Annotated in this window: 11 protein-coding genes; 10 read left to right on the forward strand and 1 reads right to left on the reverse strand. The window is 59.1% G+C overall.

Translation table 11 applies throughout. The features are described from left to right. Nucleotides 1-119 precede the first annotated feature (119 nt). Nucleotides 120-1,466 (forward strand): ABC transporter substrate-binding protein, encoded by a 1,347-nt coding sequence (locus H3T89_RS00330; protein WP_198215865.1) that lies wholly within the window; start codon nucleotides 120-122, stop codon nucleotides 1,464-1,466. A gap of 463 nt (nucleotides 1,467-1,929) precedes the next feature. Then, the gene (locus H3T89_RS00335) at nucleotides 1,930-4,035 is read left to right on the forward strand and encodes a beta-galactosidase (RefSeq protein ID WP_198215867.1); all 2,106 of its coding nucleotides are present in this window, start codon (nucleotides 1,930-1,932) and stop codon (nucleotides 4,033-4,035) included. Here the strand turns inward: H3T89_RS00335 and H3T89_RS00340 are convergent. Then, nucleotides 3,992-4,789, reverse strand: a complete 798-nt coding sequence (locus H3T89_RS00340) for a type III pantothenate kinase (protein ID WP_198215870.1) — start codon at nucleotides 4,787-4,789, stop codon at nucleotides 3,992-3,994. The genes H3T89_RS00335 and H3T89_RS00340 overlap by 44 nt on opposite strands. 145 nt (nucleotides 4,790-4,934) lie before the next feature. On the opposite strand from H3T89_RS00340, the gene H3T89_RS00345 reads away from it, so the two are divergent. The 8 genes from H3T89_RS00345 (at nucleotide 4,935) to H3T89_RS00380 (ending at nucleotide 12,653) form a co-directional block, all read left to right on the forward strand. Next, entirely contained in the window at nucleotides 4,935-6,581 is a 1,647-nt protein-coding gene (locus H3T89_RS00345) for an ABC transporter substrate-binding protein (RefSeq protein ID WP_232348363.1), read from the forward strand. Nucleotides 6,582-6,583: 2 nt separating this feature from the next. Further along, a complete protein-coding gene (locus H3T89_RS00350) occupies nucleotides 6,584-7,561 on the forward strand; it encodes an ABC transporter permease (protein ID WP_198215872.1) in 978 nt (325 codons plus the stop codon). Between the two features lie 98 nt (nucleotides 7,562-7,659). After that, the gene (locus H3T89_RS00355; RefSeq protein WP_232348393.1) at nucleotides 7,660-8,613 is read left to right on the forward strand and encodes an ABC transporter permease; all 954 of its coding nucleotides are present in this window, start codon (nucleotides 7,660-7,662) and stop codon (nucleotides 8,611-8,613) included. Continuing rightward, nucleotides 8,597-9,391 (forward strand): ABC transporter ATP-binding protein, encoded by a 795-nt coding sequence (locus H3T89_RS00360; RefSeq protein WP_198216171.1) that lies wholly within the window; start codon nucleotides 8,597-8,599, stop codon nucleotides 9,389-9,391. The genes H3T89_RS00355 and H3T89_RS00360 overlap by 17 nt, the downstream gene beginning before the upstream one ends. Beyond that, nucleotides 9,378-10,226: an ABC transporter ATP-binding protein gene (locus H3T89_RS00365; RefSeq protein ID WP_198215876.1), complete on the forward strand. Its 849-nt coding sequence runs from the start codon at nucleotides 9,378-9,380 to the stop codon at nucleotides 10,224-10,226. The genes H3T89_RS00360 and H3T89_RS00365 overlap by 14 nt, the downstream gene beginning before the upstream one ends. Before the next feature lie 245 nt (nucleotides 10,227-10,471). Next, complete coding sequence (locus H3T89_RS00370) at nucleotides 10,472-10,837, forward strand: GntR family transcriptional regulator (RefSeq protein ID WP_198215877.1); 366 nt, start codon at nucleotides 10,472-10,474, stop codon at nucleotides 10,835-10,837. Beyond that, nucleotides 10,834-11,694 carry an ATP-binding cassette domain-containing protein gene (locus H3T89_RS00375; RefSeq protein ID WP_198203390.1) on the forward strand — a complete coding sequence of 287 codons (861 nt, stop codon included), beginning with the start codon at nucleotides 10,834-10,836 and terminating at the stop codon, nucleotides 11,692-11,694. The genes H3T89_RS00370 and H3T89_RS00375 overlap by 4 nt, the downstream gene beginning before the upstream one ends. Beyond that, entirely contained in the window at nucleotides 11,691-12,653 is a 963-nt protein-coding gene (locus H3T89_RS00380) for a hypothetical protein (protein ID WP_198215878.1), read from the forward strand. Before H3T89_RS00375 ends, H3T89_RS00380 begins: the two co-directional genes overlap by 4 nt. Nucleotides 12,654-12,698 lie beyond the last annotated feature (45 nt).

Raw genomic sequence — 12,698 nt, forward strand, 5'->3', positions numbered from 1 at the left:
GTCAAAGGCGAAAAGCGAAAGGGGGATGATACCCAAAATCCCTAAATAACGGCGTTGGCGATGATGACGTCAATCAATCGAAAGGTCGACTCGATTGCCGGCCTGGATATGGAGCAGTAATGAAAAGTAATAGTAGATTGATGAAAGCAATAGCGGCCGTCTGTGTTATTCCTTCCATGGTTGGCTTCGCGGCGTGCGGCTCGTCAGGTGACTCCAAGGGAGAAACCGACAGCCAAGGCAATGTTGAATTGAATGTTTGGGCTTGGGAAGCCACATTGACTGATGCAACGAAGAAGTTTGAAGCCAAGTATCCGAATATCAAAGTGAAGTTGCGTAATGTCGGTTCGGGCAATAAGCACTATATTGCTCTGGACAATGCAATTCAGGCTGGATCCGGGGCGCCCGATGTTACACAGATGGAGTATCTTGCATTGGCCCAGTATGCCATCAACAAACACTTGGTAGACATTACAGACCGGACAAGCGGATTCGATAAATTCTACACACCAGGTACTTGGAATGCGGTGCAATGGGGTGGCAAGACCTACGGCTTGCCCATGGATTCAGGGCCTATGGCCTTCTTCTACAATAAGGATGTATTCGACAAGAGTGGTGTGGACCCTACGTCAATCAAGACGTGGGACGATTACTACCAGGCAGCCAAGAAGATTAGGGCGACTGGATCGTACATTACAAGCGAAGAGGGTGATGGCGGTTTCTTTGAAGCTATGTCGTGGGCTGCAGGCGGCAAGCCCTATAAGACCTCACAGGATGGCTCCGAGATCAAGGTCAATCTGACGGCTGATCCTGGAGTGAAGACCTATGTTGATTTCTGGCAAAAGATGGTCAGCGAGGACTTGGTTGACACCAAGACTCCGAACTGGAGCGATGAGTGGTTCAGGAGCATGACGGATGATTCGATTGCGTCTTTGCTGATCGGTGCCTGGATGCCGACCAATATGGTCAATTCAGCCCCGGCTGGAGCTGGAAAGTGGCGTGTGGCAACACTACCCACACCTGATGGGTCGAAGAGAAGTTCCGAATATGGTGGTTCGTCTTTGGCGATACTTTCTTCAAGCAAGAAGGTCGATGCTGCATACAAGTACATCGAGTTCATAAATCACGATAAGGAAGGAATCAAGTCCAGGGTGGACGGCGGTGCTTTCCCATCGGATGAGGCTACATTGGAGTCCCAAAAGTTCCTGGAATCCACCAAAATAAAGAATTCCAAGGGTGAAGAAGTTGACTACTTTGGTGGTCAACAAATAAACAAGGTGTTTGCGGAAAGCGCCAAGAACGTTTCAACAGATTGGCAATTCCTCCCGTTTGAGGAATACGCGCGTGGGAAGTTCAAGGATTACATCAGTAAGGTATATTCCAATGGTTCACCTTTTAGTAAGGAGATGGCTAATTATCAAAAGGATTTGACAACCTATGCAGACCGGCAAGGCTTCAAAGTGAAGTGACTTCAATCTCGGTTAAGTAAGCTCGGCTGTCCTTCAGGGAATTGACGGCAAACAGCTCAGAACAAGATGCAAGTGCTCGGTCACCATATGTAGTCTACTATTTTTGGTCTGAGGCTATCAATGCTGTTATTTCCCAGGGGCAGGCGGGCTTTTTTGAATAGGATGAACTAATGCCAAGGTAGCCATCGGCATTAAAGTTGTGGATAAGGGCTGTGCGTTTGAAGATCAGTTCCGTTTTTTGCCTGGTCGCTCGTTCCTTGACCTTTAGCGACTCCTATTCGGGAGGGGAACGGGAATTCTCCTCCCGAACATCCTTCGACTCTGTCATCAACTAAGGCCATAATGGAGTGATTGTATCCGATACTGGGTAGTGACCAAGCTGGGCCTCGAAGATGGGGTGGTGGGTTGGCTGCCAGAGGCCTATGCAAAACAGTACTGAATAGCATCCGGGAGGATTCGTTTCATGAGAAAATCTGAACTTCGTCCCTACCGTTGGCCTAGTCACTTGAAGAAGCAGACATCCCAACTCTGGTACGGCTGTGACTACAACCCGGATCAGTGGCCGGAGGAGGTCTGGGACGAGGACATCCGTCTTATGAACCAGGCCAGAGTCAACGTGGTGGCCCTGGCGGTCTTCTCCTGGTCGCGCATCGAGCCCAGCCAGGGTGTTTTCGACTTCGACTGGCTGGACCGGGTCATTGACAAGCTTGGTCGGGCCGGCATCGGGGTCAATCTGGCCTCGGCCACAGCCTCGCCGCCGCTGTGGCTGACCCAGGCCCATCCTGAGGTTCTGCTCAGGGACGAGCGTGGCGACACGGTCTGGCCCGGGGCTCGTCAGCACTGGCGACCCACCTCGCCGGTCTTCCGCTCCTACGCCTTGAAGCTGTGCCGGGCCATGGCCGAGCACTACCGGGACAACCCCTATCTGGTGGCCTGGCATGTGGGCAACGAGTATGGCTGTCACAATCGCTTCGACTATTCCGACGATGCGATGAGGGCCTTCCAGCGCTGGTGCCGCCGCCGCTATAAGGACATCGAGGCCGTCAACCGCGCCTGGGGCACGAATTTTTGGTCGCAGAGGCTGAGCGACTTCTCGCAGATTCTGCCGCCGCGTTTTATCGGCCAGGGGAATTTCCAGAATCCGGGCCGCATGCTGGACTTCGAGCGGTTCAGCTCCGATGCCCTCAAGGATTTCTATATGGCCGAGCGTGACACCTTGGCTGAGATCACCCCGGATATACCTTTGACCACCAACTTCATGGTCAGCGCCGGCGGATTCGCCCTGGACTACGACGACTGGGGCGACCAGGTGGACTTTGTGGCCAATGACCACTATGCGACGCCGGGCAGGAATCATCTGGAGGAGCTGGCCTATTCCTCCAGCCTGGTGGATGCCATCGCCCGTAGGCGCCCCTGGTGGCTCATGGAGCAGTCCACGTCGGCGGTCAACTGGCGGCCGGTCAACCCCCGCAAGGAGCCCGGACAGCTGGAGCGCGATTCCCTGGCTCATCTGGCCCTGGGTGCTGATGCCATCTGCTACTTCCAGTGGAGGCAGTCCCGGGCTGGCGCGGAAAAGTTCCACTCGGCCATGCTCCCTCATGCCGGCGAGGACACGGCCGTCTTCCGTGACGTCTGCCAGCTGGGAGTGGACTTGCAGGGGCTCTCGCAGGCCGGTCTGGCGGGTAGTACGCTGGCCAAGGCCCCGCTGGCCCTGGTCTTCGACTACGCAAGCCAGTGGGCCAGCTCCCACGCGTCCTCGCCCAGCGACCGGGTCGAACATGGCCAGGAGCCGCCGGTCTGGTACCGGGCCTTTCTGGACAACGCCATCCGGCCTGATGTCCTGCCGGTCAGGGCTACCTGGGAGGAGTACCCGCTGGTGGTTCTGCCGGCCCTATACCTGATTGACGCCGATCTCTCCAAGCGACTGCACAAGTATGTACATAGTGGAGGGCGGCTGATCGTCACCTGGGGCAGCGGTATCGCCGACGAGCAGGACCGGGTCTGGACCGGCGGGTATCCGGGGCCGCTTCGGGACCTGTTGGGGTTGTCGGTCGAGGAGTTCGCACCCATGGCTCCCGGCACGCCCGGTCTGCTGGACCATCTGGACCTGACCAACGGGGTCACGGCCCACGACTGGGCCGATGTCATCGGGCACCTGGACAAGGGCGCCAAGGTCCTGGCAAGCTACCGGGCGGATCCCTGGACGGGGATGGATGGCATGCCGGCCATGACCGTTCATGACTGGGGTCATGGCAAGGCCGCCTACCTGGGTTGCCGTATGGATGCCCAAGGTCTGGCCAAGGTTATTCCTGCCCTGCTGGAGGCCCTGGATGTCGCCGAAATGAGGTCGGCCCAGGGCGATTCCGATCTGTTGAGAGTCGAGCGAGTCAGCCAGGATGATCGGACGCGCTTCGTCTTTCTGTTCAACCGGACCAGGCATCCGGTGCAGGTTCAGCTGGAGGGCCAGGTTCTGGTGGGCTCACTGGCCAGCATCGACGGGGATGGCCAGCAGGCCAGTCTGCAGGTCAATGGCGCCCTGGTGCAGCGTGTGGTCGGCCATCGGCATTGAGCTGGTGAATCCTGTACATGCCGGCGAATATCAGCTCGGGATCGTAGACCTCGATCAGGTCAGTGTCCTGTGAGAATGTACGGCCCATGCCGCCCGTGGCCACCACGTGAAAGTCCCGCTCTATCTCGCTACGGTATTGGCGGATGATTCGCTCCAAGCCGCCGAGGAAGTTGTAGTAGAGTCCGGCCTGCATGGCGGTCCTGGTGCCCGTCGCCATGATGGTCTGAGGGCGGGTGATCTCCACCTGGGGCAGCTGGGCGGTCTGACCGGCAAGGGCCTGGGCCCCCGAGCGGATGCCAGGCACGATCAGGCCTGAGCGAATGGCGCCCTTGTCATCCACATAGTTGAATGTTGTGGCTGTGCCGAAATCGATGACCAGGACCGGTCCTCCGTAGCGGTTGAATGCGCCCACGCAGTCGGCCAAGCAGTCGGCGCCTAGGGAACGCGGGTCGTCCAAACGTATGTTCATACCTGTCTTCACGCCGGGGCCCACCATAATGGGGTCGATGGAAAAGAAACGGACAAGGCAAGCCCTGACGGCGTGCATGACCGCGGGAGCCACTGAAGAGATGATGGCGTCCTGCACGTCCACAGTCTTGTAGCCGGCCAGGGCCATGAGCTGCCCCAGCAGAAGTCCGAACTCATCGGCCGTGTGGTCGATTCTTGTGGTCAGCCTGTAGGAGGCGGCGACCCGGTCGCCCTCCATGAATCCGACCTCGATGTTGGTGTTGCCGATGTCGATGGCCAGCAGCATGTCTCTTCCTCCCTGCCGTCGTCCGGGCGCGTGGCGCTTTCCGAATCCATCCTAAGCGCATAAGCCTGAGTGATGGCTTCGGGGAGTATGCTGGTGGGCGGTGATCGACCAGAATGGCGGTCAACCGCAGCATAAGGATTCGTCAATGAATGCAGATCGACACGGCACGCATGCCCATGGCAGCGTGACCGCCACAGATACGGATACGGCCCAGGAGCCAGGCCCCAGCACTGACCCCGAACTTAATGCCAGGATTAGGCCCATGAGGTCAGGTGGCAGCACCCTGCCTTGGAAGCTCCTCAGTCTCCTGCTGGCCTTGGCCTTGGCCCTCTCCCTGTGGACCGGCCATCGTGGAGTCGCTGGTCAGGCCGAGAGCGGAACCGTGGCGGATACGGTCACGGTGGGGCTCAAGCTGGCTCCCACCAATCTGGACATCCGCAACCAGTCAGGCACGGCGCTGGATCAGCTTCTGATAGGCAACGTCTATCAGGGCCTGGTATCGCGGGATTCCCGGAACCGGGTGCGCCCGGGCCTGGCAAAAACCTGGAATGTCTCAGAGGACGGCCTGGTCTACACCTTCCACCTGCATGAGGGCATCCGCTTCTCCAACGGTCATGCTCTTCGGGCCCAGGACGTGGTCGACTCCATTCGCGGGCTTATGGCTGGCCACTATCAGGGCAGCGAGATGCTGGAGGGCTTCCAGGACGTTCAGGCCTCGGATCCACTGACGGTGCGCCTAACGCTGTCCAGACCCTACCAGGATCTGCTCTGGCAGCTGAGCGGCCGGGCTGGCCTGGTTTTTGACCGGCGGGCTCATTACGACATGAAGACCCAGGCCGTGGGATCCGGCCCATACCTGCTGGAAAGCTTCCGTCCAAACGACTCGGTCACACTCAAGGCCGACCCGCACTACTGGGGCAGTGATAAGCCTAAGACGCCGACCATCGTCATCCGCTACCTCAATGACGACAATGCCGCCGTCAATGCCCTGCGTAGCGGGGATGTGCAGGTGCTGGCACCTGTTACCGAGAACCTGGCCGGTCCCTTCCGCAACAGCCCCGACTTCCAGGTCAAGGCGGGCGACGACACCGACAAGTACGTCCTGGCCATGAACGGCAAGGGTGCCGCCACATCCGATCCGCGGGTGCGACAGGCCATCCGCCATGCCATCGATCATCGGCAGCTGATCGCTTCCCGAGGCGGATCGGACAGGGCCCTGGGCGGACCCATACCCTCTCTGGATCCCGGCTATCAGGATCTGACCGGGCTCTACCCCCACGATCCGGAGCAGGCACGGAGGCTCCTGGCCCAGGCTGGGTATGGTCCCGACCACCGTCTCAGGCTGCGGTTGACCTACGCCAACACCTACGGCAGCGAGTTGGGTGATCAGCTGCGCTCGCAGCTGCGCCAGGTGGGCATTGACCTGGATGTGAGGGTGGTGGAGTTTTCGGTATGGCTGCAGGACGTACATGCCAACAAGGACTATGACCTGTCTCTGGTGGATCATGGCGAGAGCCACGACTTCCATCAGTGGGCCAACCCGGGCTACTACTACAACTATGACAATCGTCAGGTCCAGGAGCTCTATCAGAAGGCCATGGCCACGACCTCCGCCGATGACTCCGACAGGCTCCTGGCCTGGGCCGCCCAAATTGTCAGCAGCGATGCGGCGGCGGATTGGCTCTTCAACTATCGGGTGACCACGGCCTGGCGGACGGGGTTGGAGGGCTTCCCGGTCGATCTGAACCAGTCCCTCATGCCTCTGTCCGACGTGATTTATAGGCGGGGATGACCATGGCCAGATTCCTGATGCGGCGCTTGGTGCTCTTCCTTTTGGCGTTGATAGGCATCTCCCTGCTGATCTTCCTGGCACTGCGCATACTGCCCGGTGATGTGGCCGCCGTCATGGCCGGACTGGATGCCCCGCCCGAACGCGTCGACCGGCTGCGTCGGCAGATGGGTCTGGATCGCTCCTACCCAAGACAGTATCTGGATTGGATCAGCGACTTTCTGGAAGGAGACCTGGGTAGGTCCATTCTGACCAACCGTTCCATCGCCTCCCAGGTGGGCATCCGGGCCCAGATCACCTTCCCACTCATTCTTTTGGGACTGGCTGTGGCTCTGCTGCTTGGTATTCCCCTGGGCTGTGCGGCAGCTCTGGCACGCTCGCCAAGAATGCAGTCCTTCAGCCATATGGCAGCCATCGTGGGTGGATCCGTGCCGGCCCTCTGGTCAGGACTGCTTCTGATCATGCTCTTCGCCAAGGGGAGTGGTCTGGTTGGCCTGCTGCCATCCCAGGGCTTTCCTGCTCTCGGCTGGGCTCGGCCTGGGCAGGCCCTGGCGTCCTTGATCCTGCCTGCTCTGTCCACCGGTATCATTGTAGGCGCCGGAATCATGCGATACACCCGCTCTTTGTTGGGCGACATGCTTTCATCGGGGTATGTGGACATGGGCATGGCCTGCGGGATGACCCGAACCCAGGCCGCCCTGCACATCGGTCTGCGGCTGTCCTCCCCCCAGTTGGTCTCGGTGGTCGGGTTGACCATGGCTGAGATGATCACCGGGGTCATGGTCAGCGAGAACCTGTTCGCCCTACCGGGACTGGGCTCCATGCTGATCACCGATGTGGGCAACCGGGATCTTCCGGCTGTTCAGTCCGAGCTGCTTCTTCTGGCGGCCTTCTTCCTCTTTCTGGGACTGCTGGTGGACGTTATCCATAGACTGATCGATCCGCGTTTCCGAGGTGCGGTCAGGCAGGAGGTGGCTGACTGATGAGTTGGGAGCATACAGGCAGATCGCGCTTGGGATCGAGGGTTGCATTCCCCGGGCAACTAGGATTCTTCGTGCGGGTGCGGGTGGTGCTGGCCAGCATGTGGCGCAAGGCCTCGGGGCGATACTCCCTGATCGTTCTGGCCATTTGGATTCTGGTCTCCCTGGTCTCCAGGTTCTGGACCCCGGTCCCTATTTGGAATACCGACGGTTATCGGATCTGGCAGGCCCCCAGCCGCGCCCACCTTCTGGGAACGGACGGTACCGGAGCGGACATCCTTTCCTGGCTGATGGCGGGGTCGGCCACCAACCTGGCCATCAGCCTTCTGGCTGTCATCCTGTCAGGCGTATTGGGACTCCTCCTGGTCATGGCCATGGTCTCGCGCCGTTCAGGAGTATCGCAGACGGTCGTGGTCCTGGTCGACGCCCTGATTTCCCTGCCCACAGTTCTGTTGGCCCTGATCCTGGCTGTCCCTCTGGGGCCCAGTATCGCCGTGGTCGTCGTGGCTTGCGGATTCGGCTACGGACTCAACCTGGCCCGGATTGTACGGCCCCAGGCGCTCCTGGCGGCGGAGTCGGACTATGTGCGATCCGCACGGCACAGTGGGGTCGGGTCCTTCAGAATCTTCTGCACCCACCTGGTGCCCAATGTCATTCCGGTTCTGTCCGTGCAGCTCTCCATGTCGGCGGGGACTTCCGTCCTGGCTGAAGCTGGGTTGACTTACTTGGGGGTGGGCGTTCCCTCCGGTCTGCCCTCCTGGGGGCACTCGCTGACCACCTCGGTCAAGTTCATCAACGTCTTCCCACTGAACGTGCTCTGGCCCGGTCTGGTGGTCACCATGGTGGTGGTGGCTTTGAACCTGTTCGGTGATGCCCTGCGTGATGCCATCGATCCGGTTACCAATCCAAGGCTCAGGGCCGCCGTGGCTGTCGCCGGGCGGTCCGCTCTTCACTTCGTGCACCGGGAGACTTCTGCACAATTGGATGACTCCGGTCGTCATGTCGAAAATACGATCCATGCAGGCGAGGGAGACAATGATGTCGCTGAGTATTGACGGCCTGAACCTGTCCATCAATGGCCGCACCATTCTTGACCAGGTGGACCTCAGAGTTGCAGACGGCCAACGGGTCGGCCTGATCGGGTCCTCCGGCTCCGGAAAGTCGATGATCGCCCGCAGCGTTTTGGGCACCGCACCACTGACGGCCTCTCTATCGGGATCCATTCTCGTGGATGGGCTTCAGATTCTCGGTTCCGATGACCGGTCCCTGGCGGATTTGCGCGGCTCCCGGATCGGCATGATCTTTCAGAATCCCTCCACTGCCCTGAACCCGGTAAAGAAGATATACAACCAGGTCGAGCTTCCTCTTCGTCGCCACTATCGGCTGAGCGTCCAGGAACGGCACAGACGGGTCATGGAAATATTGGACCAGGTCGGGTTGGATGCGGATCTGGCCGGCTCTTATCCGCATGAGCTGTCCGGGGGCCAGCAGCAGCGGGCGGCCATAGCCACGGCCTTGGTCACCAAGCCCAGACTGATACTGGCAGACGAGCCGACCACGGCCCTGGATGCCATCACCCAGCGGCAGATTGTGGATCTGCTGGTTTCCCTGGTCGATCAGAGCGGGGCCTCCCTCCTGTTCATCACCCACGACTTCTCCGTACTGGCTCGGGTTGCTGATTACTGCTACATCCTTGACGCTGGTCGAGTGGTGGAAAGCGGGCAGACTCAGAGCATTCTGCACAGTCCCTGCAGTCCACAGGGCAGGACCTTGGTGAGGGCGGCAAGAGAGTTGACGCTGAGTGCAGATGGAGGCAAGCATGAGGCCGACTGACGGTGCACATACCGATCCGATCCTGACAGGGAGGGGCCTGACCAAGGTCTATGCCTCCACAGGAAGTGGAACGGCTCGAAAGGCTGCGGTTGACGGCATCGATGTCTCCCTTCTGCCAGGGGAGTGCCTGGCGATCATAGGGGAGTCTGGTTCAGGAAAAACCACGCTTTCACGTCTGCTCCTGGGCCAGTTGAGGCCTGATGCCGGGCAGGTGGCATATGAGGGTGGACCCGTTCTGCATGGTTCCCAGGCCGCCAAGGCACTTGTGCGGGACTCTGCTCTGGTCTTTCAGAACCCCTTTGCCTCTCTCGATCCGCGATGGACAATCGGCCGATCGGTCGCCGAACCTCTTCTGGCTGCCAGGCTCAAGGCGAGCAGATACGGCTGGCATCGATATCAGAGGGAGCGAGAGCTCGCTGATCGGGTGGCCAAGGTCTTGTCAGAGGTTCAGCTTGACCCAGGCAGAATCATGACGGCTTATCCTTCAGATCTGTCTGGCGGCCAGGCCCAGCGGGCGGCCATAGCCCGGGCCCTGATCGTCAAGCCCCGGATACTCTTGGCCGATGAGCCAATGAGCGCCATCGACGTCTCGGCACGCGTCGGAATTCTCCATACCCTTCAATCCATCATGGCCCAGTCCAGGCAGCAGAGCGATCCGTCCAAGGGCATGTCCTTGATCATCATTTCCCATGATTTGGGGGTGGTCCAGCACATCGCGGACAGGGTCATGGTGCTTAGCCAGGGGAAGGTGGTGGAGGAGGGGCCTGTGAGGACCATCCTCAATCACCCCAGTCAGTCATATACTCGTCAGCTACTGGCAGCTGCAACCCTATAGGTACCGGGACTTGTCCGGCATCCGGGCAAGCAGAATTACATGAGGGCATGCCCGTCCCTGCCGGATAAGAGAGGGCGGCGGGGGCATATGTGCGGAGCAAGCGGGCAGATTAAAACAGCACCTGAATTGACGGTTGGGAAAGTAAATTGTAGACTATTGGTTAGTTACTCAAGTAACTAAGTAATAAACAGTAGTAAGGGTCCTGACTCGACGCCCTGAATCAAGGCAGACAAGGCGGTCAAACGATGGCGATCGAAATACCGGATGGCCGGCCAGTTTTCGTGAAGGTGGCGGACAGGTTGGCCGAAGCCATAGCCGATGGTTTGGTCGCCGATGGTGAAAGGATTCCCAGCACCACGGAAATCTCGACCGCTTACCAGATCAACCCGGCAACCGTCCTCAAGGGGATGAACCTGCTGGTCGACCGGGGTCTTCTGGAGAAACGGCGGGGGCTGGGCATGTTTGTCACTGCCGGTGCGGGCCGAAGCGTTCGTGAGCGTCGCAGGAGTGAACTCCTGAACGGAAGGTTCCAGGATCTGGTCGAGGAAGCCAAGTCTCTGGACGTATCCCGTGAGGACCTGGACGCCATCATAGAAAGGGTCTACCAATGAGTCTGACAGTTTCCAAGGTGGACAAATCGTACGGAAAGCTGAAGGCCCTGGATGAGATCTCGCTCTGCTTTGAGCCCGGTAATATATACGGACTCTTCGGGCGGAACGGGGCCGGCAAGTCCACCCTGTGCAATCTGATGACGGGCAGGATACTTCCTGACCATGGGCTGGTCCACTTGGACGGAAGCGGGCTGGTCAACGATTCGAGAATCATTCGCCGCGTGGCCTTGGTCAACGAAACCTGGCCCTATCCATCCCGACGGCACATTAGGCAGGCATTTGCCATGGCCGAGGGGTTTTACGGTGATTTCGACTGGCACTTGGCCGAGAGCATTCTTAAGAGCTTCGCATTGAGGCTGACTGACACTTTTGCCTCCCTTTCCATGGGGCAGCGTCAGGTGGTCAAGGACACCATCGGACTCTGTCTGCCTGTGGAATACCTCATTCTGGATGAACCGACGACAGGATTGGATGCGGCGGCCAGGGAGAGAATCTACGCCTTCGTTCTGGAGTCCTATCAGCGACGCGGACCGACCATGATCATCGCTACCCATATCATCAACGAGGTCAGCCAGCTCATCTCCCGCGCTACGATCATCGACCAGGGGCGGGTCCTGCGATCTTTCAGCGTGGATGATCTGTCAGTCCTGGGGACCACTGTCACTGGACGTCCGCGTGATGTAGAGGGCTACCTTGCCCAGGGCGACCCGCAGCTGCTGAGCAGGCAGCGCATCGGCGACCTGCTGCGCGTCAGCTTCGAGGGGCCGGTGCCTGACGAGCAGCCCAAGGGTCTTATTGTCGCCCCCATGGATCTGCAGACCTACTTCGTCCAGATTACGGAAGGTGCGACACAATGAATAACATGCAAGTTGCAGAGGCAGTGCGGACGAAGACCAAGCCAGGGTCAGACAGGCCCGACGTCGGTGCGGGACCGGCTGAAGGATGGGCCCAAATCAAACGCTTCCTGTCGCCTGCGGTGCAGACCCGGATGGCCCTGCGTGTACAGGTGATGCCGAGGCTGATCGTCTTTTTGATTTGGGCTCTCGTCCTCGCTCTGGGAGTTGTGGGGTTTATTCCCCTAAGCTCTGGCTTCACTGGTCTGTTCACCGAGATGGTGTTCATGGCCACCGCCCTTGCCTGCTCACTGACGACTTTCCGGCCCCTAATCTCCAACGCCGTGACCCGGTCCACAATCGCTTGGACCCAGATCATCTCCAATGTGGTCATGGCCCTAGCGACAGCTACTTTCATGATTGGGATCGCCATTATCAGCAACCTGGGCCAAATTGGATGGATGCCCTTTACGGAAAGTTACCAAAGGTTTCTCGTGCAGGGCTGCTCACCTTGGAGACTCACTCTTGATCCCTGGAGTGCATCATGCTTTAACCGGTCGTATGACCAGCAGCCGTCCCGTTGGCTGGCTCTGGCCTTGCATGTCTTCATGGTGCAGGTGGCCGTCGTTCTGCTTGGGCAGGTGCTGGGTGACCTCGCCGCCCGTCTTGATCGAAAAGGCGGATGCCTGCTGCTGGTAGGGTTGTTGATCTGTGTTGGTTTCTGGCATTCGATTTCCGGCTGGAATTTCTGGGGTTGGCCGCAAACGGCGGTTCGGATGCTCAATCTGACGCGCGGCCATTGGATGTACAAGACCTTGAGTCCCTTCATGAATTCTGACCTATGGGGATACTTCACTGTGTATTTGCTTTGGCCCCAGGTGGTCTTCACCCTTGTCTTCTCGGCCATATGCATCATGTTCAGCTACTGGCTCACCAGCCGTCGGCAGCTACCAGCCATCCAAGGGTTGAGCATTCTGGGTTAGTGGCAAATAGCTATGCATCTCGGCGACGATTGACCACATGGTCGT

Origin of the sequence: Bifidobacterium sp. W8114 (assembly GCF_016101165.1) — a bacterium.
Lineage (GTDB): Bacteria > Actinomycetota > Actinomycetes > Actinomycetales > Bifidobacteriaceae > Bombiscardovia > Bombiscardovia asteroides.